The organism is Microbispora sp. H10670 (assembly GCF_014161385.1).
Classification (GTDB): domain Bacteria; phylum Actinomycetota; class Actinomycetes; order Streptosporangiales; family Streptosporangiaceae; genus Microbispora; species Microbispora triticiradicis.
In genome coordinates this window covers 146,690-167,186 of record NZ_JABBWW010000006.1, presented here as the reverse complement: position 1 = coordinate 167,186, position 20,497 = coordinate 146,690, and the positions used below count along the sequence as shown (strand labels likewise).

The following is a 20,497-nucleotide window of genomic DNA, read 5'->3' as shown; positions in this document are numbered from 1 at the left end:
ATGGAACTGCTCTATTACGCGCGGCTGATGCGCAGATACTGGCCGCTCCTGCTGCTGTCCGTGCTGGCGGGAGTGGGAACCGCCCACGTCGTGACCGTCAACACCCCGCCCAGGTACCTCGCGTCGATCACGATGCTGGTGTCCGCCGACGCCAGGGAGGGCGGCCTTTCGACGGCGCTCCAGGCGGGGGCGCTGTCCCAGCAGCGGGTCCAGTCGTACGCCACCTTGCTGACCAGCCGCCAGGTGGTCGGCCGGATCGCCCGTGGGGAGGACGTCACCGACCTGCAGGCAAGGATCACCGCCGATGCCATCCCCGACACGACGCTGCTGCGGGCCACGGTCGCCGACAGCGTCCCGGTGCGGGCGGCCGCCCGGGCGAACGCGCTGGGCACCGCGTTCGCCCAGCTGATCGACAGAATCGAGCGCCCCACGCCGAAGAGCCCGCCCACGATCCGGGTCACGGTGGTCGACGAGGCCGAGGTCCCCAAGGAGCCCGTCGCACCCCAGCCCTTGACCAACATGGCGCTCGGCGCGCTCATCGCCCTGTTCGCGGCCGTCACGGGCCTCGTCCTGCGCGACCGCCTCGACACCACCGTCAAGACCGCCGAGACGCTGCAGAAGGTCGCCAGGAGTTCGATCCTCGGGGTCATCGGTTACGAACGCGACGCGAAGCGGCATCCGCTGATCCTGCGTGACCAGGGCCGGTCGTCGCGCGCGGAGGCGTTCCGGTCGTTGCGGACGAACCTCCAGTTCATCGGCGTGGACCGACAGCCCAAGTCGCTCGTCGTGACCAGCTGCCTGCCGGGCGAGGGCAAGTCGTCCACGTCGGCCAACCTCGCGATCACCATGGCCCAGGCGGGCTGGCGGGTGGTCCTGGTCGACGCCGACCTGCGGCGCCCCAGCGTCCCCCGCTACCTCGGCATCGAGGGCGGAACCGGGCTCACCGACGTGCTCATCGAGCGGGCGCGGCTGCACGACGTCATCCAGACGTGGGGGCAGCCGGGCCTTTCCGTGCTGCCCAGCGGCCGGATCCCGCCGAACCCCAGCGAGCTGCTCGGGTCGCGGGGCATGCGCTCGGTGCTGGCCCAGCTCACCGAGGAGTACGACATGGTGATCATCGACGCGCCGCCGCTGCTGCCCGTCACCGACGCCGCCGCCCTCGGCGCGATCTGCGACGGCGCGCTGCTCGTCGTGCGGCACGGCAAGACCCGGCGCGAGCAGGTGCTCCGGGCCGGTGAGCTGCTGTCGTCGATCAACGCCCGCCTCGTCGGCACCGTGCTGAACTTCGTGCCCGCCAAGCACGGCTCCTACTACGGCTACGGATACGGATACGGATACGGGTACGGGTACGACGCGGCCGCCCAGGAGGCCCCGCCGGAGACGCCGCAGCCGCAGGCGCCCATACCGGTGTAGCGGTACGAGAGCAGGTGCGTGGGGCCGCGTCGGGTGACGCGGCCCCACACGTTCGCGTGCGGCGAGCGGAGACCGGCCGGGTCAGGCGGCAGGGTCAGGCAACCGGGTGCGTCAGCAGGCGGATCGGGGCGGCGAGCGCGTCCGCGATGCGGCGGGCCGCGTCCCGGTAGGCCCTGCGGGAGCCTCCGTAGGGGTCGGCGATGTCAGGCCGCTCCACCCGGACCAGCCCGCGCAGCGCCCCGGTCTCCTCCAGCAGGGCCCGGGCCCGGCGTACGGGACCCTCGTGGCCCGGCACCCGCCCGGCGGGGACCGCGCGGGCCAGCGCGCCGAACTCGACGATGGTGAACGCGCGCGCGGCCGCGACGGGATGCAGGGCCACCGCCGCGGCGCGATGCTCGGACGAGGCCGCCAGCACGAGATCGGCGCCGGCCACCGCCGCGGCGGTGAGCGGGCGTGAGGCGAAACCTCCGGGATCGCCGCCGAACCGCAGCAACGCCCCGCACGCCCGCTCGGCCATCGGAAGTCCCGGCCTGGCGTGGGTGCCCGCGCTGCCCACGAGGATCGGCGAGCCCGGCCCGAGCGCGGCCCGGGCGAGCCGCTCGGCCATGGCCGACCTGCAGATGTTGCCCGTGCACACGAACAGGATGCGGAAGGTCTCCGCGCCCTCCGGCGGATGCGTACGCTCCATGGGCGGGACGCTAGGCCGGGCCCGGCGCGCCGCCGCTCGCGGCGCGCCGGGCTTTAACGGTTCCTGCCGGTCCCCTCAGGAGGGGCCGCAGCCCCTGACGTCGGCCGTCACCAGCGTGCGCTGCGGGCGGACGAGCGGCTGCACCGGGACCACGGGGGCCGCCGCCGAGTACGGTTCGAGCAGGTCGAACTCCAGCGTCCTCGACTGGCCGGGCGCGAACTCCAGCACCTTGGAGTAGACGGGATGGGACCGCTCGGTCTCGGAGTAGAACGAGATCGGCCGGCCGTCGAGCCGGACCCCCGTCGCCTTCGCCCCGATTCCCGCGTACAGCGACACCCACAGCACGTTGGAGCCGGCGGCGTGGGGACGCCGCGGGTCGTCGAGCCGGCCGGTGACGTAGGCGGGCAGCGGCCCGCGCGGCACGTCGTTGGTGAGCCGGACCCGCACCCGCGAGGTGCGCAGCCCGTCCGGACGGCACGGGCCGAGCTCGTAGGTGAGCGAGCGGTCCAGGTAGTAGTCGAGCTTGGTGCCGGCCGAGTTGTTCACGACGAGCCCGGCGTACGGCTCGCGCCGCTCGGGCAGCACCCCGCCGACCGGGGTCGACGCGAGACGGCGCTGCTCGTCCCCGGCCCGGCTCCAGACCGTGAGCCGGCTCTCGCCCACCATGCGCGCGAAGGCGGGCAGCAGCCGCGTGGGCTCCCCCAGCCGGCCGGTCAGCGCCTCGCTGACCGCTCCGGCGATCCTGACCAGGTACTTCTTGCGCTCGGCGGGGTCCGGATAGCGGGCGTAGGCCTCCCGCTCCGTCAGGTCGACGACGTTGCCCGCCGTCACCGTCCCACCGCCGCCGGGAAGCCTCACCGGCCCGATGGCGCCCAGGATGTAGGAGAGGCCGACAGGGTCGGTCGCGATGGCCCCGTCCAGCTCCTGGCCGGTCTGGCGGCGCCACAGTCCGGTCCAGGTGGCCGCGGCGTAGGGGAAGTGCGGGGACAGGTTCGACACCGACAGCGTCGTGGTCGCGCCCCGCCCGTAGCGGGAGGCGAAGGCGGAGCCGAGGTCGGCGACGGGCTCGGCGCTGGCCGCCATGCCGGTGTTGGCGGACAGCCGGGTGACGGACACCCTCCCGCCGTCGGCCTTCAGCACGCCGAAGGCGCCGACGAGGCCGCCGGTCCCGCGGGCCTCGGCGTTCGTCTCGAACGCCAGGAAGTAGCGGCGGGGACCGTCGCGGCCCAGCATGGGCGGCAGGAGGGCGGCGGCCTCCGCCCCCTGGCTCAGCATGCCGTGCAGCCGGCCCGCCTCGCGGAGCGCCGTCTCGCGCGCCCCGTCCAGGGCGGCCAGGCCCGTCGACGCCGGGGTGCCCGCCACCCGCGATCTCGCCGCGTCCACGCGGGCGGCGCCGTCGCGCAGCACCGGCGCCATCGCGTCGAGGGCGGCCAGCGCGCGCCGCAGGTCCCCCGGCGCCCGCGCGCCCGCGGACAGCAACGGCGCGGCCGCGCGCTCCACGCGGGTCAGCACGTCGGTGATGTCCGCGACGGACGCGGCCAGTCCCCGGGTCGTGGCCGCGCCGTCGCCCACCACCGGAAGGTGGGTGAGCAGCGCCCAGCCGGGGCCGCCGGTCAGCCGCCGCGCCTCCGCCGCGTGACCGCGGGCCTCGGCGAGCGTCGCGGCGACGGAGCGGGCCGGCCCCACGGCGCCCGGCCGCAGCCGGAGCAGGGCGGCCCGCGTCGCCTCCAGATGGTCACGCACGCTCAGCCCGAGGTGGGCCGCCCAGCCCCCGGCCAGCACGAGGCCGAGGGCCAGCGACGGCAGGCCGGCGACGACCAGCCTGCGAGTTCTTCCAGGTGTCACCGGGCCGCTGCGCCCCGGACCGCAGGCCACCTGCTTCTATTCGGCATCGCCGGACCGCCGACGCCGCGCGGACAACAGGGTGCAGCCGAGCGCGACGGCCAGCAGGCCCGCTCCCGCGACGGCCACGCCCGCGGGCGCGCCCGTGAACGGCAGGCGGCCTCCTCCCGAGGCCTGCGCGGGAACACCGCCGGTCGGCGCCTCTCCGGCGGCCGGCCCGCTCTCGAAGGAGCCCTCGGACTCCTCCTCGCCGGGCATGTCCTCGTTCTCGTCGGCGCGCTCCTCCTCGGCCTCCTCCCCCGGCACCTCCTCGGACTCGTCCCCGGCCTCCGTCTCCTCGGGCGCGACGGCCTGCGCGGGCTCCCCCTGCGCCTGCTGCCCGGCGTTCTGCACCGGTGCGATCCCGCCCGCGCCGGCGGGCGCGACGATGGGCTGCGCGTTCCCGTTGTTGGTGTCGTTGGTCGTGGAGACCTGCGGCCAGCTCCAGCCCTGCCAGTTGTTGTTCGGCCACCAGAAACCGTTGTTGTTGTTGGTGGTGTGGACGGGCTGCGTCACGGTCTCCGGGCTCACCACGTTCTCCACGCTGATGGGCCTGGGCGGGTAGACGCCGTCGCCCGACGGCAGCACCGTGAACCCGACAGACTCCGCGGCCGCGACCCCGGGAATCCCGAGGGTCAGGCCGCCGGCGACCATTGTCGCCAGAAAAATTGGTCTTTTAGTTTTACGCGCCACTTGGACTCCCGATAACGGCCATTATGCCGATTGAGCATTTGCCCGGATTGCCAGCGACATGTCGCTGCTCGACTGTTATATGCGTCCGGTCAACGGCCGCTCCGCCCCGGCGCACGGCGCTTACCGAACGATCGCGCAGGGTTCTCGCTTCGTTGACCGGCCTCCCCGCCACACCTGCCGCGCGTCCCCTGCCGCCGCGCCCCCGGCCCCGGCTTCGCGGGCACCGGTGCTACCCGGCGTCGGTGGAGCGCCGCCGCCGGGCGGTGGCGAGGGTGCAGCCGAGCGCGACGGCCAGCAGGCCCGCCCCCGCGACGGCCACGCTCACCGGCGCGCCGGTGAACGGAAGCCGAGCGCCGCCCACCGGGCCCGCCGCCGGGCCGGCCGCGGCGACCGGCGCGGGACCGGCCATCTCCTCGGGAGCCATGCCGGCCGGCGCCTCGTCCGCTTCGTCCGCCTCGTCTTCGTCGGCCTCGTCGGCCTCGTCGGCCTCGCCGGTCTCCGCCTCGTCGGTGGTGTCCTTCTCGGGGGACTCCTCCTCGTCCGTCTCCTCCCCGGGGAGTCCCTCCTCATCGGTGGTCTCCCCGGGCAGCTCCTCCGGCTCCCCCTCGACGGCCGAGGCCTTGCCGGCTCCCACCGGCCCCTTCCCCGGCCACTGCTCCGCGCTCTGCGTCGCGTTCTGCAGCGGTGCCATTTCAGCGCCGCCCGCACCCGCACCGGTGCCCGGGCCGATGGCCGGACCGACGCCGGTGACGCTCGGGCCGGCGCCGCGACCGGTGCCCGCGCCCGCGGGCGCGGCGATCGGCTGCGCGTTGATCGTCTTGGTGTCGCTGTAGGTGTAGGCCAGCGGATAGCTCCAGCCGCCGGCGTTCCGGTTCCAGACCCCGCCGTTGTTGTTGGTGGTGGTGTGGACGGGCTGCTGCGCGGCCGTCCCCGGCCCGTTTTCCTGCACGACCGGGCTCGCGTCCACGTTCTCGCCCGGCTCCTCGGCGTTCTCCGCCGTGACGGGCTCCGGCGAGAGGGCCGCACCGTCCCCCGCCGGGGCGACCGGTGACATGACGGTCCCCGCGGCCGCGGCCGCGGGGATCCCGAGCGTCAGGCCGCCCGCGACCGTCACCGCCAGAAGAATGGGTAGGGTGTTTTTTCGCGCCACTTTGGACTCCCGATAACGGCATTCACGTGAACGAGCATCTGCGACTGTTGTAAGCGGCCGGTGGAGATCGGCTCGATCACGGCGCACGGCGCTTACCGAACGATCGGTCAGGGTTCTCGGTCCGTTGACCGCGACCCGCTCGCCGCTTCGCGCGCGGCCGCGACCCGGGTGCCAAAGAATTCACCAACGCCCCCGCGCGACGGCCGCGGATCGTCACCGGAAGGCGATACTCGGTCCGTGCGCGGAGACGACGGCGGAGCCGTGACGGCGACCGTACGGGTGATCGGCGAGCTGTGCCTGCCCGCCGGTCTGGTCCTGCTGCTGTTCTACGCGTACCTGCTCTGGGGCACCGGCGCGGAGACCGAACGGGAGCAGCGCGTCCTGCAGCGGCGGCTGGGGGAGGTCTTCCTGCGGCATGAGGGGCGCGCGGGCCCGGCCGCGGTGCGGCCCGGCGACGCCCTGGCGCTGCTGCGCATCCCGCGCCTGGGAGCCGGGTACCGGTTCGCCGTCGTCGAGGGCGTGGGCCCGGACGAGCTGCGCAGGGGCCCCGGTCACTACCCCGGCACCGCCCTGCCCGGTCAGGTCGGCAACTTCGTGCTCTCGGGACACCGCACCACCTACGCGGCGCCGTTCAACCGGATCGACCGGCTTCAGCGCGGCGACGACATCATGGTGGATGCCTGGGACGCCCGCTACACCTACCAGGTGACGCGCAAGGAGGTCGTGGATCCCGGCGAGGTCGACGTCGTCGATCCCGTCCCCGGCCACCCGGGGCAGCGGCCCACCACCGCGTTCATGACCATGACCACCTGCCACCCCAAGTTCTCCGCGGCGCAGCGCCTGGTCGTCCAGAGCGTGCTCGTCCGCCGTGAGGAACGCCGGGACTGACCGAGGGAGATCCGGCGTGTACAGGTTCCTCTGGCGGCTGCTGCCCGGCGGCGCCGCGCTCCGGCTGACGATCGCCGTGCTGCTGACCGGAGGCGCGGTGGCCGCGCTGTGGTACGTCGTGTTCCCCTGGCTGGCGCCGCGCCTGCCGATCGGTTGAGCCGGCCGCCGGGCTCACGGCACCGCCCGGCGGCCGCGCCCAGTTAGAGGACGACGCCGAGCAGCGCGTCGGCGACGTCGCGGACCAGCGCGGGCGAGGACGTGTCGTCGCCCTCCCCGGCCGCCCAGGCGTCGATCGCGGCGAGCGCGCCGGGCGCGTCGAGGTCGTCGGCGACCCGCTCGCGGACCGCGGCGAGCACGGGCTCGCCCGCGGGCCCCGCCGGACGCGCCACCGCCTCCCGCCACCGCGCCAGCCGGCCCTCGGCCTCCGCGAGCTGGTCCCCCGTCCACTCCCAGTCGGTGCGGTAGTGGTGCGCCAGCAGGGCGAGCCGTACGGCCATGGGGTCGGTCGTGCGCCGCAGCCGGGAGACGAACACGAGGTTGCCCTTGGACTTCGACATCTTCTCGCCGTCCAGGCCGACCATGCCGGCGTGCACGTACGCACGGGCGAACGGCCACTCGCCGGTGGCGACGTGGCCCTCGCAGGCGCCCATCTCGTGGTGGGGGAAGATCAGGTCGGAGCCGCCGCCGGCGACGTCGAACCCGGTGCCGAGGTTGCGCAGGGCGATGGCCGTGCACTCGACGTGCCATCCCGGCCGGCCCCGGCCGAACGGCGAGTCCCAGGAGGGCTCGCCCGGCCGCTCGGCCCGCCACAGCAGCCAGTCGAGCGGGTGACGCTTGCCCGACCTGCCGGGGTCGCCGCCGCGCTCGGCGAACAGCGCCAGCATCGTCTCCTCGGAGTAGCCCGAGACCGCGCCGAACTTCGGCGCCGCGGTGACGGAGAAGTAGACGTCGCCGTCGACGTCGTAGGCCGCGCCGCGTTCCGACAGCCGGCCGATCACCCCGGTGATCTCCTCGATCGTCTCGGTGACCCCCACGTACTCGCGGGGCGGCAGGATCCGCAGCGCCTCCATGTCGGAGCGGAACAGCTCGATCTCCCGCTCGCCGAGGGACCGCCAGTCGGTGCCGGTCGCCGCCGCCCGCTCCAGCAGCGGGTCGTCCACGTCGGTGGCGTTCTGCGTGTAGTGCACGTCGTGGCCCGCGTCCCGCCAGGCCCGGTTCACGAGGTCGAAGGCGAGGTAGGTGTTGGCGTGCCCGAGATGCGTGGCGTCGTACGGCGTGATGCCGCAGACGTACATCCGGGCCTCTCCCGTGGGGGCCGTCTCCCGCACCTCTCGGGCGGCGGTGTCGTACAAACGGAGCGGAAGGCCCGGACCAGGCAGCCTGGGGACATTCGGAGCAGACCACGATCGCATGGTGTGCAGCCTATCCGCGCGCCCGACGGCTGCGGCCGGGCGGTCCGCCCCGGGACGTGTCGATCTCGTGCCAGGTGGAGGGGTCGTCCGGCTGGGGACAGAAGTCGTAGCGCAGCCCTTCCGGGGCCAGGGCGACCAGCGTCACCGACAGGCTCGCGAAGATCCGCCCGTCCGGGAGACGGCGCCGCATGATCAGTGCCCGTGGGTCGTCCCAGGCCACCGCGCCCCCCACCGTGCCCTCCGCGCTGCCGCCCATCCCGGCGCCGGAGGCCGGGTCCAGCCACTCGCCCCAGAAACGCTCCGTGGAGCCGCCGTCGGTCCACTCCGGCCGGGCGGCGCGGGTGAACCGGGGCCGGAACCAGGCCGTCCGCGGATCTCGGCCGGACCGGTCCCAGCCCGTGTTGACGATCATGTGCACGCCCCCGGGCAGCTTCTCCTCGGCGAGCCGCCCGCCGTCCCAGCTCCACAGCCGTACGCCGTCGAGACCGCCGAGGACGAGATGGAAGGGGTCGTAGCGGAACAGGTCGACCGGCGGCAGCTCCCCCGCCTCGGCGGCCAGCAGCGGCAGCTCGCCGCGGGACCGCCGCCCGGCCGCCGGAGCCGCGGTGCCTTCGCCGTTGAGCAGCGCGGCCACGCGCCGCTCCGCCGGGTCGGCGGCCAGCCAGGTGCCGCCCGCCTCCAGGTCGCGGCCCCCGATCAGCCCGGGGTGGTCGGGCCAGTGACGGTCGGGTGACATCCACGGCCGCGTGACGAACTCGTCACGCACGCCCACCAGGAGCACCGGTGTGCCGGCCTCCGGGTCGACGCTCACGATGACCGTACACACTGCGTGTTCCCTCCAGAAACGGTAGAGACCCCTGCAGAGTGCACAATACGTACGTTCTGCGCAAGCTTCGGGCGGACCATCAGATCGGCGGCCATGGGATGGCGGGCCAGTCGTCGGAGGGATGCGGGTGGACGCCGGTGGCCAGCAGCCTCTTGACCCGCTCCCAGGTCGCCTCCACCTCGGCCTGGGTGAGCAGCTCGCGCAGCCGCCGCCCGAGACGGCCCCGCTCGATCTCGCGCTCCAGCCGCTCCAGCACGTTGACCGCCTCGCGCGGCAGCGTCCTGCCGCGCCACTGCCACAGCACCGTACGCAGCTTGTCGTCCACGGAGAAGCACACTCCGTGGTCGACGCCGTACACATGGCCGTCCGGCAGCGGGAGCAGGTGGCCGCCCTTGCGGTCGGCGTTGTTCACCACCGCGTCGAAGACGGCCATGCGGCGCAGGGCGGGGTTGCGGCTGCGCATCACGGTCATCAGGTCGGCGTCGGGATCGGCGTCGATCCACAGCTGCACCATGCCGGGGCCGAAGGGGCCGTCCCGGAGGACCGTCGGCGGCACGATGCGCCAGCCGGTGACCGCCGCCACCTCGTAGGCGGCCACCTCCCGGGCCGCGAGCGTGCCGTCGGGGAAGTCCCACAGAGGCCGCTCACCCCGCACCGGCTTGTACACACACGCCGCCGCGTGCTCGCCGGTGGCGACGGAGCAGTAGAGCGTCATGTTCGTGGCCTCGACGAGTCGCCCGGCCACTTCTAAGGTGCCCTCCCGCAGCAGGCGCATCGCCGCCGCGTCGTCCAGTCCCGCCCCGTCGGGTCCCGCTCTGTCCACGCCGCCGATGCTCGCCTCGTCCTCAGCCGTCATCCGGATCCTCGCCACGCCGCGCGTACCGCCCTGCCCCTCACGCGGACAGCCCTCCGGGATGGTGGCCGTTGAGCCGCACGCAGATGTGGCCCTCCGGGTCGAGGGGCCGCCCGCACAACGGGCACGGAGGCCGGCCCGCGGCCACCACCTCCAGGGCCCTGCGGCTGAACGCGCGGGCGGCGGCGGCGCTGATCCGCACCCTGAGGACGGCGGGCTCGGGCCGGTCGTCGGCCGGCGGCTCGTCCTCCTCGTCGCCCTCGCCCGCCTCCTGCGCCTCGATGACCACCTGGGAGGTCTCCGGGTCCCAGGCGAGCGCCATGGTCCCCACCCGGAAGTCCTCGTCGAGCGGCAGCTCCAGCGGCCCCTCGTCGGTCAGGTCGGCGGGGGCGACGGCCGGGACCGGCGCGCGTCCGCCGCTGCGCCGCAGCACCTCGTCGAGCAGCTCGTCGAGGCGGTCCGCCAGCACGGCGACCTGGAACTTCTCGAGCGCCACGGTGGTGATCCTGCCGTGGCCGCGCGCCTGCAGGAAGAAGGCTCGTGCGCCCGGTTGCCCAACGGCACCGGCCACGAACCTGTCAGGCGGATCGTAATCGAAGACCGGCATAGCCCGACCTTATGTGGTCCCTGCTCCGCCGCCGACGGCGGCGTCGCTTCCGGTGGTGGTTTCTCCCCCGTCTTCCCGCGCCGGAACCTCGGGCGGGGGCACCAGGTTGGCCACTCCCCCGCCCACGTCGTTGGCCCTCAGCAGGAAGGGGCGCAGCGGAGTGTAACGGATCACGGTGACGGAGGCGGGGTCGGCCGTGATGCGCTGGAACTGGTCCAGGTGCAGCCCCAGCGCGTCGGCCACGATCGCCTTGATGACGTCCCCGTGACTGCAGACGAGATAGGTGGCCTTCTCACCGAGCCGCTCGTTCCAGTCCCGTACGGCCCGCACGGCCCGGCTCTGCACCTCCGCCATGGCCTCGCCGCCGGGGAAGACCGCCGCGCTGGGATGGGCCTGCACGACCCGCCACAGCGGCTCCTCGGCGAGCTCCTTCAGCGGCCTGCCGGTCCAGTCGCCGTAGCCGCACTCGCCGAACCTGTCGTCGGTCTGCACGGTGACCGGGCGGCCCTGGGCGATGGCGGCGGCGGTCTCCTGACACCGGTCCAGCGGGCTCGACACGATCGCGTCCAGTTCCAGCGGCGCGAGCCGCTCGGCCACCGCGCGCGCCTGCTCCCGGCCGCGCTCGTCCAGGTGGACGCCGGGCGTCCAGCCCGCCAGCACCGGGCCGGTCAGGTCGGTCAGGCCGTGCCGTACGAGAAGGACGGTCGTCATGACTGGAGCACCCCCAGGTAGAGGAGGGTGAGGAGGAACGTTCCGGCGAAGACGCGGTAGACGACGAAGACGATCGTGGAGTGCCGCGCCACGTAACGCAGCAGCCAGGCGATCGAGGCGTACCCGACCACGAACGAGACGACGGTCGCGATCAGGGTCGGCACGAGCGGCGGGCCGCCGCCGTCGCCGACGTCGCGCAGCTCGAACAGGCCCGACAGCACCACGGCCGGGATGGACAGCAGGAACGAGTAGCGGGCCGCCGCCTCGCGCGTGTAGCCGAGGAACATCGCGCCGGTCATGGTGGAGCCCGAGCGGGACGCGCCGGGGATCAGCGGCGCCATCTGCCACAGCCCCACGATCAGGCCGTCGCGCATGGTGAGGTCGGCGACCTCCTTCTTCTTCCTGCCGAACTGCTCGGCCGCGAGCAGCAGCAGGCCGAACGCGATCAGCATGGTGGCGTTGAGCCAGAGGTTGCGGGCCGGGCCCTCGATCGCATCCTTGAACAGCAGGCCGGCCACGCCGATCGGGATCGTGCCGAGCCCGATGTACCACCCCATGCGGGCGTCGAGGTCGCCCCGCAGCTCCGGCGTCCACAGGCTGCGCAGCCAGGTCCAGAGGATCCGGACGATGTCGCGCCAGAAGTAGAGCAGCACGGCCAGCATGGTGCCGAGCTGGATCACCGCGGTGAAGGCGGCGCCGGGGTCGCCCCAGCCGGCCAGCTTGGGCACGATCAGCAGGTGGGCGGAGCTGGAGATGGGCAGGAACTCGGTGAGACCCTGCACGACTCCCAGCACGATGGCCTGTAGTACGTCCATGGTGCGGACAGCCTATCGGCTAGTCTGTCCGCACAATGGACCAGCGACTTGTCGGGCGCAGCGGTCTCTCGGTGTCCCGGATCGGGCTCGGCACGATGACCTGGGCCCGCGACACCTCCGCCGAGGAGGCGACCGCTCAGCTCACCGCGTTCGCCGAGGCCGGCGGCACGCTGATCGACACCGCCGACGTGTACGGCGGAGGCGACGCGGAGCGGCTGATCGGCCGGCTCATCCGCGACGTGGTGCCGCGCTCGGAGCTGGTGATCGCGACCAAGGCGGTCCTCATGCCCGGCGGCGAGCGGGACGCCTCCCGCCGCCATCTCATCCGCGCCCTCGACGCGTCCCTGGCCCGTCTCGGGCTGGAGGAGGTCGACCTCTGGCAGCTCCACGCGTTCGACGACCGGGTGCCGCTCGACGAGACGCTCGCGGCCGTCGACTTCGCCGTCTCGACCGGCCGTACGGCCTACGCCGGGGTGTGCGACTACACGGGCTGGCAGCTGGCCGCCGCCGCGACCTGGCAGCGGTGCGGCGACGCGCGCGCCCCCCTCGTCGCGGCGCAGGCGGAGTACTCCCTGCTGGCCAGGGAGCCGGAGGAGGAGCTGATCCCGGCCGCCGCGCACGTGGGCGCCGGGCTGCTCGCCTGGTCGCCGCTGGGACGCGGCGTGCTGACCGGGAAGTACCGCACCGGGATCCCCGCCGACTCGCGCGCCGCCACCCCGCACTTCGCCGAGTTCGTACGGCCCTATCTGGACGAGCGGTGCCGCAGGATCGTGGAGTCGGTGACCACGGCGGCCGAGGGGCTCGGCGTGTCGCCGCTCGCCGTGGCGCTCGCCTGGGTGCGCGACCGCCCGGGCGTGTCGTCGGCGATCGTCGGCGCCCGCACCCACGCGCAGCTCCTCGGGGTGTTACAGGCCGAGGAGCTGACCCTGCCGTGGGAGATCCGGGAGGCCCTGGACGACGTGTCGGACGTCTCCGACCCCTGACCCGCCGAGGGGCGAACGAGAATCGTCTTCACGTATCACACATCGATACCGAATTGCAACTTTCTACTGCATAACCCCGCGCTCTGGCGAAGAGTGGCGGGTATGTCGGGGGATTGACCAGACGACCGCGGAAGGGAACACATGGGCACCGCACGCAAGGCCTCCGCCATCTCCGCCGGGGCTCTCGCGATCGCCCTGGGCGGTGGGCTCCCCCTCACCGCGTCCCCGGCATGGGCCGACTGCACCACCGGCGGCGGGCTCGTCTCGGGACTCACCGGTGGCGTCTGCAACCTGGTGGACGGCGTGGGCCGCGTGGCGGACGGCGTCACCGACGTCGCGGACAAGGCGACCGGAGGGGTGACGGAGCCGGTCACCAAGGCCGTGGACGACACCGTGCAGACGGTGACCGGCACCGCCGGCACCGCTGTCGACGACATCGGGAAGACGGTGGACGACACCGTGAAGACGGCCACCGGCGCGGCCGGGACGGCGTCGGACGCGGTGGGCTCGGCGGGCGGCGGCGTGACCGGAGGCGGCTCGGGAGGCTCCTCTGCCGGGAGTGCTCCCACTCCCGTGCAGGATCTGACCGACGGGCTGAGCCGGACGATCCAGGACACCTGCCTGCCCCTGGTGGCCGGCGAGCGCTGCGCGTCCGGCGAGGAGACGGGCGCCGGCGGGAGCGGCCGGAAGCACCGCCCGCCCGCGACCGCCGGCCGTCCTGCGCGTCCGAAGCCCTCGCACGCGCCCGAGGGCGCCCTCCCGGCGGAGCCGTACCGGCCGGGGCCGGCCGCGCGGAGCGGCGGGACACCCGCCGCGCCCTCCCACCCCGTCGTGGACCCGGACGCGGACGGCCTGATCCCGCTCCTGTGGCCGGGGCAGAAGATGCCCGAGTTTCCGGGTCTGCCCGGCAGGGTCACCGGCGTGCCTCTGCGGGACCAGCGGCCGTACGACGCCGTGGGGACGGCCCTCACGGCGGCGCTGCTGCTGTCGGCGGTGCTCGCCACCCGGGTGGTCTCGGCGCGGCGGGCCCGCGCCGGGCAGCAGGAACCGCAGGAGTCGATCCCGTTCGAGGGCGGCCTGCGGCTGCCCGACCGGTCGGGCCGCCACCGGCTCGCCTGAGCGCCCCGTCTTCCGTGACGTCGTGCGAGGTCACGGATTGATGCGCGGCGCCGCCGGACGGACGGGTTGATGCGCGTTGTCTCCACTCCCTGTGCGGCCGTCGCCGCCGTCCCCCCACGTGGGCTTCCATGCCTGTCGTGGCACCCGCGAAGGGCCGGGTGCCGGCAGGAGAGGAGGAGCCCGTGACGAGATGGAGCACCGTCCTGAGGACGCTCGCCGTGCCGGCGGTCGCCGCGGCCGTGCTCGCGGCGGCCCCGGTGGCGTCGGCCGGATCGGGAGGCGGATCGGGGCCGGGGCCGGGGCAGGGGTCCGGGCAGGGCTCGGGAGCACCGTCCGGTCCGGGGCCGGGGCGGGCCATGGGGCCGGAGCCGTCGGGTGCGGCGCGCTCCCCGCACCGCTCGGGGACGTTCTGCGCCCTGAGCCCGGGCCGCCGGTTGTGCGACGGCACCGACCCGGTGGACTCGGCGTGCGCGTCCGGCGCGTACACCGTGCGCAGCTCCAGGCTCTGGTACCGCGACGGCCGCGGGCCGGCGGGCGCGGCGGCCGAGTTGCGGTACTCGCCCCGGTGCGGGACGAACTGGTCCAGGGTCACCTTCGACGGGGGCCGGACGGGCCCGGTCACTGTCATGGTCTGCCGGGGCGACGGCTACGGCGACTGCACCGAGGCGTACCGCACGCGCGGCGGCTCGGCCTACTCCGACCAGCTGTACGCCAGGGACGTGCCCGCGACGGCGTACGCCTGGTGCTGCGGCGCCGGACCCGGCTCGGCCGGCGCGTGGGCGAGGGGCTGAGCCCCGCCCGGCGACGACGTGGAGGGCGGGCGCGTCAGCGGGCACAACGGGTCGCGGCGTGCGGGCCCTCCCCCCGCTCGGTGACCACCCAGCCCTCCACCCACACGCACCCCCGTGCCAGGGAGAGCATGTCGCCGTAGCTGCCCGGCGGCGTGTTGTTGGACCACTGCGAGCGGACCTGGGCGTTGTCCGCCGGGCGGTGCGCGGCGAGCCACACCGTGTACAGACGGGGATTGTCGTAGTGCGCGGACGCCCAGGCCGTGTCGCAGACCGGGCTGCGCCGCAGCCGCAGCGTCCCGAAGCGGGCGCCGCCCGGCAGGAGGAGCGGGACGGCGTCGAGCGTTTCGAGCGTGTCCGGGTCGGGCCCGCACCCCCGGGCGCGGGGGTCGTCGCCGTCCATGTCCTCGGCCAGGCTCGCGTCCGTCGTCCGGTCGGTGAGGTGCTGGTTGCGCGACGTCCAGCCGGGCGCGAGCAGCGGGCCGCTTCCGGCGGCGCCGAGCGCCACCGCGCCGGCGGTCACGAGGGCGGCCAGCGGCACGAGCAGGCGCCCGCGTTCGCGTGCCCGGCCCGCGAGGCCGCCGGACGCCCCGCCGCGCGCGCTGGACGGGACGTCCTCTCCCGCGTCCGGCGCCGGAGACGGCGGTTCCCCACCGGACGTCTCCGGGGCATCGGCGATCTCCGCGCTGACGCGGTGCCAGCGCCGCGTCCATTCGTCCTCGTCGCCGCCGCAGGCCCTGACGAAGGCGAGGGTGACCTCCAGGCTGGGGAGGACCCGCCCGCCCGCCGCCCGCGACAGCACCGTGGCGGAGTAGTGGGCCCGCTCGGCGAGGGCACGGTAGGTGGGTGTCCCGGCCTCCTCACGCAGCCGCCGCAACGCCACGGCGAACGCCTGGACGGGACCCTCCTCGGGGCTCAGGTCGCGCTCTGGTCGTCCCATCGTCCCCATCCACGGCCGCCGGACGGCCAGGACCTCGCGGGCTCACCGGGTCACGCCCGCCCAGGCGGGCGGACCCCACGCACGTCCCGATGGTAGGCGCGGCGACGGCAGGCGGCAAGATCGCCAGGGCCGCGGGGAGCCCGCGGCGGGACCGCCCGCCGTCAGGCGCCCATCGCGTGCACGCCGCCGTCGACGTGGACGATCTCGCCGGTGGTGGCGGGGAACCAGTCGGACAGCAGCGCGAGGCACGCCCGGGCGGCGGGGGCGGTGTCGGTCAGGTCCCAGCCGAGCGGCGCGCGCTCCGGCCAGGAGTCCTCGAACTCCTGGAAACCGGGGATGTTCTTGGCCGCCATCGTGCGGAGCGGACCGGCGGCGACGAGGTTGACCCGGATGCCGTGCCTGCCCAGGTCGCGCGCCAGGTAGCGGGAGCACGACTCCAGCCCGGCCTTGGCCACGCCCATCCAGTCGTAGACCGGCCACGCCTTGGTCGCGTCGAAGTCCAGGCCGACGACCGCGCCGCCCTCCTTCATCAGCGGCAGGCAGGCGACGGCGAGCGACTTGAACGAGAACGTCGAGACGTGCACCGCCGTGGCGACGTCCTCCCACGAGGTGTTGAGGAAGTTGCCGCCCAGGCAGGACTGCGGGGCGAAGCCGATGGAGTGGACGACCCCGTCCAGCCCGTCGAGGTGCTCGCCGACGCGGTCGGCGAGCGTGTCGAGGTGGTCGGTGTCCTGCACGTCCAGTTCGATCACCGGCGGCGGCTCGGGCAGCCGCTTGGCGATGCGCTCGACCAGGCTGAGACGGCCGTAGCCGGTCAGCACGACCCGCGCGCCCTCCTCCTGGGCCAGCTTGGCGACGTTGAAGGCGATCGACGAGTCGGTGAGGACTCCCGTGACCAGCAGTCGCTTACCGTCCAGCAAACCCATGTCCAGCTCCGCTCAGTCAGTGCTCAGTGGCCCGGTGATTCAGTGGCTCAGTGGCCCATGCCGAGGCCGCCGTCGACGGGGATGACCGCCCCGGTGATGTAGGAGGCGTCGTCGCTCGCCAGGAACCTGACGACCCGCGCGATCTCCTCCGCGTGCGCCTGCCGTCCGAGCGGGATGCTCTTGCGGATCTGCTCCTGCGTCGCCTCGTCGAGCACCGCGGTCATGTCGGTCTCCACGAACCCGGGCGCGACGACGTTGACCGTGATGCCGCGCGAGCCGAGCTCGCGGGCGAGCGAGCGGCCGAAGCCGACCAGCCCGGCCTTGGAGGCGGCGTAGTTCGTCTGGCCGGCCGAACCGGACAGGCCGACGACGGAGGAGATCAGGATGACGCGCCCGCGCCGCATCCGCAGCATGGGCCGCACGGCCCGTTTGGCGACGCGGTAGGCGCCGGTCAGGTTCGTGTCGATGACGTCGGTGAAGGTCTCTTCCTTCATCATCGGCAGCAGGGTGTCCTTGGTGATCCCGGCGTTGGCGACGACCACCTCGACCGGGCCGTGCTCGGCCTCGGCCTTCTCGAAGGCGGCGTCGACGTCGGCGGCTCTCGTCACGTCGCAGCGGACCCCGAACAGGCCCTCCGGGGGCTCTCCGGAACGGTAGGTGACGGCGACGGCGTCTCCCGCGGCGGCGAGCTCACGGGCGATCGCGAGGCCTATACCGCGGTTTCCACCGGTGACGAGAACAGAGCGAACCATGCAACCGACCGTATCGGCTACCCGACGGTAACCGCTTGTCCGCAGGACACAAGATCACAGGGCTAGGATCGTGGACATGCGCCAGATCGACCCGGACTTCCTCGCCCTGCCACTGCGGCGGCTGGCGGACGCGGCCCTGCAGCGCGCCCGTGACCTGGGCGCCGAGCACGCCTCCTTCCGCCTCGAGCGGGTGCGCGCCGAGACCCTGCGCCTGTTCGACGCCCGCCTGGAAGGGTCCTCCGACGCCGACGACCTCGGGTTCGCCGTACAGGTGATCAAGGACGGCACCTGGGGGTTCGCGTCCGGCATCGAGCTGACCGCGGACGCGGCGGCGCGCGCCGCCGAGGAGGCCGTACGGGTGGCGGCCGTCAGCGCGCCGATCAACCGCGAGCCGGTCGGGCTCGCCCCCGAGCCGGTGTACGACGACGTGACCTGGGTGTCGGCCTACGACGTCGACCCGTTCGACGTGCCGCTGGCGGACAAGACGGCGCTGCTGGCGGAGTGGTCGTCCGGCCTGCTCGGCCGGACCGACCACGTCTCCGCCTCGCTCATGCAGGTCAAGGAGCAGAAGTTCTACGCCGACTCGGCGGGCACGGTGACCACACAGCAGCGGGTCCGGCTGCATCCCGTGCTGACGGCGATGAGGACGGACGGTGACCGGTTCGACGACATGCGCACGCTCGCGCCGCCGGTCGGCCGGGGGTACGAGTACCTCACCGGCGCCGGCTGGGACTTCCCCGCCGAGCTGGCCGAGCTGCCCGACCTGCTGGACGAGAAGCTGAAGGCGCCCTCGGTGGAGGCCGGGCGGTACGACCTGGTCGTCGACCCGTCCAACCTGTGGCTGACCATCCACGAGTCGATCGGGCACGCGACCGAGCTCGACCGGGCGCTCGGATACGAGGCGGCCTACGCCGGCACCTCGTTCGCCACGTTCGACCAGCTCGGCAGCCTGCACTACGGCTCGCCCGTGATGAACGTGACGGGCGACCGCACGGTCGAGCACGGCCTCGCCACCGTCGGCTGGGACGACGAGGGCGTCGCGGGCCAGTCGTTCGACATCGTCCGGGAGGGCACGCTGGTGGGCTACCAGCTCGACCGCCGGATGACGCTGCTGAAGGGCCTCGGCAGGTCGAACGGCTGCGCCTTCGCCGACTCCCCCGGGCACGTGCCGATCCAGCGGATGGCGAACGTCTCGCTCCAGCCGGCGCCGGACGGCCCGTCCAGCGAGGAGCTGATCTCCCGGGTGGAGCGCGGCGTCTACATCCTGGGCGACAAGAGCTGGTCGATCGACATGCAGAGATACAACTTCCAGTTCACCGGGCAGCGGTTCTACCGCATCGAGAACGGCCGGCTGGCCGGGCAGCTCCGCGACGTGGCCTACCAGGCGACCACCACGGACTTCTGGCGTTCCATGGAGGCCGTCGGCGGCCCCGGAACGTACGTGCTCGGCGGGGCGTTCAACTGCGGCAAGGGCCAGCCGGGCCAGGTCGCGCCGGTCAGCCACGGCGCGCCGGCTGCGCTGTTCCGCGGCGTACGGATCCTCAACACCGTCCAGGAGGGTGGCAAGTGAGCGACCATTTGAGCGACGGGGTGAGTGCCGGGGTGAGCGGCGGGCTGGTCACACCGCAGGAGACGGTGGAGCGGGCGCTCGCGCTGAGCGAGGCCGACGGCTGCGTCGTCATCGTGGACGAGGGCTCGACCGCCAACCTGCGCTTCGCCGGCAACACGCTGACGACCAACGGCGTCGCCCGCTCCTCGCGGCTCACCGTGATCTCCGTGGTGGGCGCGGGGGTCGGGGTCGTGTCGCGCTCCGCCGTACGGGACGGGCAGCTCGCCGACGTGGTGGCCGCGGCCGACCGCGCCGCCCGCGAGGCCCGCCCGTCGGAGGACGCGCGGCCTCTGGTGGGCACGGACGGGGTGGACACGGCAGCGGCGAACACGGCGGCGGGCTGGGACCGGCCGGTGGAGCCGACGTCCATCGACGTCTTCGGCGGGTTCGCCCCCGCGCTCGGCGAGGCGTTCGCCGCCGCCGACGCCTCGGGACGCAGGCTGTACGGCTTCGCCGAGCACATCGTGACCTCCACCTTCGTCGGCTCGTCCACGGGCCTGCGGCTGCGCCACGACCAGCCGACCGGCCGGCTGGAGCTGAACGCCAAGTCGGCGGACCTGTCGCGTTCGGCCTGGACGGGCGTCGCCACCCGCGACTTCGCCGACGTGGACGTGGCCGCGCTCGACGCCACGCTCAGCCGGCGGCTCGACTGGGCCAAACGGCGGATCGACCTGGAGCCGGGTCGTTACGAGACGATCCTGCCGCCGACGGCGGTCTCCGACCTGATGATCTACCTGTACTGGTCGTCCGGCGCGCGCGACGCCGCCGACGGACGCACGGTGTTCTCCCGGCCGGGCGGCGGCACACGGGTCGGCGAGCGGCTGTCTCCGCATCCGATCTCGCTGTACAGCGACCCCGCCCACCCCGGGATCGCGTGCGCGCCTTTCGTCGTCGCGCACGCCTCCGGCCGCGAGCAGTCGGTCTTCGACAACGGCCTGCCCCTCGGCCGCACCGAGTGGATCAGCGACGGCACTCTGGCCAACCTGGTGCAGACCCGGCACTCGGCGGAGCTGACCGGCCTGGCCGCGACCCCGCAGATCGACAACCTGGTGATGGAGGGCCCGGCGGGCGGGCGCTCGCTGGAGGAGATGGTCGCCTCGACCGAGCGGGGACTGCTGCTGACCTGCCTGTGGTACATCCGGGAGGTCGACCCGCAGTCGCTGCTGCTGACCGGGCTCACCAGAGACGGGGTGTACCTGGTCGAGAACGGCGAGGTCGTCGGCGAGGTCAACAACTTCCGGTTCAACGAGTCGCCGGTGGACCTGCTCGGCCGCCTGACCGAGGTCGGCGCGAGCGTGCCCACCCTGCCCCGCGAGTGGGGCGACTGGTTCAACCGCGCCGTCATGCCGCCGGTCCGCGTGCCCGACTTCAACATGTCGACGGTCAGCCAGGCGAGCTGAGCCCGCCCGGCCGTTCTGTGCGGCCGTCCTGTGCGGCCGTCCT

21 protein-coding genes are annotated in these 20,497 nt (G+C 73.9%); 8 read left to right on the top strand and 13 right to left on the bottom strand.

What is annotated here, in order from left to right; all coding sequences use genetic code 11:
* Nucleotides 1-1,413 (top strand): polysaccharide biosynthesis tyrosine autokinase, encoded by a 1,413-nt coding sequence (locus HHX33_RS11410; protein ID WP_182874545.1) that lies wholly within the window; start codon nt 1-3, stop codon nt 1,411-1,413.
* Nucleotides 1,414-1,507: 94 nt separating this feature from the next.
* Here HHX33_RS11410 and HHX33_RS11405 read toward each other — a convergent pair whose 3' ends face one another.
* From HHX33_RS11405 to HHX33_RS11390, 4 genes are all read right to left on the bottom strand, one after another.
* Nucleotides 1,508-2,101 (bottom strand): low molecular weight phosphatase family protein, encoded by a 594-nt coding sequence (locus tag HHX33_RS11405; RefSeq protein ID WP_182874544.1) that lies wholly within the window; start codon nt 2,099-2,101, stop codon nt 1,508-1,510.
* 75 nt (nt 2,102-2,176) lie between these two features.
* Nucleotides 2,177-3,946, bottom strand: coding sequence for a DUF4012 domain-containing protein (locus HHX33_RS11400; RefSeq protein WP_182874543.1), 1,770 nt, complete (start codon nt 3,944-3,946; stop codon nt 2,177-2,179).
* A gap of 36 nt (nt 3,947-3,982) precedes the next feature.
* A complete protein-coding gene (locus HHX33_RS11395) occupies nt 3,983-4,636 on the bottom strand; it encodes a hypothetical protein (RefSeq protein ID WP_182874542.1) in 654 nt (217 codons plus the stop codon).
* 268 nt (nt 4,637-4,904) lie between these two features.
* Nucleotides 4,905-5,789 carry a hypothetical protein gene (locus HHX33_RS11390; RefSeq protein WP_182874541.1) on the bottom strand — a complete coding sequence of 295 codons (885 nt, stop codon included), beginning with the start codon at nt 5,787-5,789 and terminating at the stop codon, nt 4,905-4,907.
* 273 nt (nt 5,790-6,062) lie between these two features.
* Between HHX33_RS11390 and HHX33_RS11385 the strand changes: the two genes are divergently transcribed.
* Together HHX33_RS11385 and HHX33_RS11380 are read left to right on the top strand one after the other, a co-directional pair.
* Nucleotides 6,063-6,713 (top strand): class E sortase, encoded by a 651-nt coding sequence (locus HHX33_RS11385; RefSeq protein ID WP_310738067.1) that lies wholly within the window; start codon nt 6,063-6,065, stop codon nt 6,711-6,713.
* Nucleotides 6,714-6,729: 16 nt separating this feature from the next.
* On the top strand, nt 6,730-6,870 hold the full coding sequence (locus HHX33_RS11380; protein WP_165900863.1) for a hypothetical protein: 141 nt from the start codon (nt 6,730-6,732) through the stop codon (nt 6,868-6,870).
* Between the two features lie 43 nt (nt 6,871-6,913).
* Here HHX33_RS11380 and mshC read toward each other — a convergent pair whose 3' ends face one another.
* The 6 genes from mshC to HHX33_RS11350 form a co-directional block, all read right to left on the bottom strand.
* The gene (mshC, locus tag HHX33_RS11375) at nt 6,914-8,125 is read right to left on the bottom strand and encodes a cysteine--1-D-myo-inosityl 2-amino-2-deoxy-alpha-D-glucopyranoside ligase (protein WP_182874540.1); all 1,212 of its coding nucleotides are present in this window, start codon (nt 8,123-8,125) and stop codon (nt 6,914-6,916) included.
* Nucleotides 8,126-8,135: 10 nt separating this feature from the next.
* Nucleotides 8,136-8,936, bottom strand: a complete 801-nt coding sequence (locus HHX33_RS11370; RefSeq protein WP_310741311.1) for an NRDE family protein — start codon at nt 8,934-8,936, stop codon at nt 8,136-8,138.
* A gap of 94 nt (nt 8,937-9,030) precedes the next feature.
* On the bottom strand, nt 9,031-9,807 hold the full coding sequence (locus HHX33_RS11365) for an SCO1664 family protein (RefSeq protein ID WP_117409433.1): 777 nt from the start codon (nt 9,805-9,807) through the stop codon (nt 9,031-9,033).
* 37 nt (nt 9,808-9,844) lie between these two features.
* A complete protein-coding gene (locus tag HHX33_RS11360) occupies nt 9,845-10,411 on the bottom strand; it encodes a DUF3090 domain-containing protein (RefSeq protein WP_117409432.1) in 567 nt (188 codons plus the stop codon).
* 9 nt (nt 10,412-10,420) lie between these two features.
* Nucleotides 10,421-11,122, bottom strand: a complete 702-nt coding sequence (locus HHX33_RS11355) for a histidine phosphatase family protein (protein ID WP_182874538.1) — start codon at nt 11,120-11,122, stop codon at nt 10,421-10,423.
* Nucleotides 11,119-11,937, bottom strand: coding sequence for an undecaprenyl-diphosphate phosphatase (locus tag HHX33_RS11350; protein ID WP_117409430.1), 819 nt, complete (start codon nt 11,935-11,937; stop codon nt 11,119-11,121). The genes HHX33_RS11355 and HHX33_RS11350 overlap by 4 nt, the downstream gene beginning before the upstream one ends.
* Nucleotides 11,938-11,972: 35 nt before the next feature.
* Between HHX33_RS11350 and HHX33_RS11345 the strand changes: the two genes are divergently transcribed.
* The 3 genes from HHX33_RS11345 (at nt 11,973) to HHX33_RS11335 (ending at nt 14,830) form a co-directional block, all read left to right on the top strand.
* Nucleotides 11,973-12,920 carry an aldo/keto reductase gene (locus HHX33_RS11345; protein ID WP_150934697.1) on the top strand — a complete coding sequence of 316 codons (948 nt, stop codon included), beginning with the start codon at nt 11,973-11,975 and terminating at the stop codon, nt 12,918-12,920.
* Between the two features lie 141 nt (nt 12,921-13,061).
* The gene (locus HHX33_RS11340) at nt 13,062-14,039 is read left to right on the top strand and encodes a hypothetical protein (protein WP_182874537.1); all 978 of its coding nucleotides are present in this window, start codon (nt 13,062-13,064) and stop codon (nt 14,037-14,039) included.
* 182 nt (nt 14,040-14,221) lie between these two features.
* Complete coding sequence (locus HHX33_RS11335; RefSeq protein ID WP_182874536.1) at nt 14,222-14,830, top strand: DUF2690 domain-containing protein; 609 nt, start codon at nt 14,222-14,224, stop codon at nt 14,828-14,830.
* Nucleotides 14,831-14,864: 34 nt separating this feature from the next.
* On the opposite strand, the gene HHX33_RS11330 is transcribed toward HHX33_RS11335, so the two are convergent.
* The 3 genes from HHX33_RS11330 to HHX33_RS11320 all read right to left on the bottom strand — a co-directional run bounded on the left by HHX33_RS11330 (nt 14,865) and on the right by HHX33_RS11320 (nt 17,445).
* Nucleotides 14,865-15,767 (bottom strand): helix-turn-helix domain-containing protein, encoded by a 903-nt coding sequence (locus HHX33_RS11330; protein WP_182874535.1) that lies wholly within the window; start codon nt 15,765-15,767, stop codon nt 14,865-14,867.
* Between the two features lie 161 nt (nt 15,768-15,928).
* Nucleotides 15,929-16,693 (bottom strand): enoyl-ACP reductase FabI, encoded by a 765-nt coding sequence (gene fabI, locus HHX33_RS11325; RefSeq protein ID WP_117409426.1) that lies wholly within the window; start codon nt 16,691-16,693, stop codon nt 15,929-15,931.
* Nucleotides 16,694-16,740: 47 nt separating this feature from the next.
* On the bottom strand, nt 16,741-17,445 hold the full coding sequence (locus HHX33_RS11320) for a beta-ketoacyl-ACP reductase (protein WP_117409425.1): 705 nt from the start codon (nt 17,443-17,445) through the stop codon (nt 16,741-16,743).
* 76 nt (nt 17,446-17,521) lie between these two features.
* On the opposite strand from HHX33_RS11320, the gene HHX33_RS11315 reads away from it, so the two are divergent.
* Both HHX33_RS11315 and HHX33_RS11310 read left to right on the top strand, forming a co-directional pair.
* Nucleotides 17,522-19,015 carry a TldD/PmbA family protein gene (locus HHX33_RS11315; RefSeq protein ID WP_182874534.1) on the top strand — a complete coding sequence of 498 codons (1,494 nt, stop codon included), beginning with the start codon at nt 17,522-17,524 and terminating at the stop codon, nt 19,013-19,015.
* Nucleotides 19,012-20,454, top strand: a complete 1,443-nt coding sequence (locus tag HHX33_RS11310) for a metallopeptidase TldD-related protein (RefSeq protein ID WP_310741310.1) — start codon at nt 19,012-19,014, stop codon at nt 20,452-20,454. The genes HHX33_RS11315 and HHX33_RS11310 overlap by 4 nt, the downstream gene beginning before the upstream one ends.
* Nucleotides 20,455-20,497: the final 43 nt, after the last annotated feature.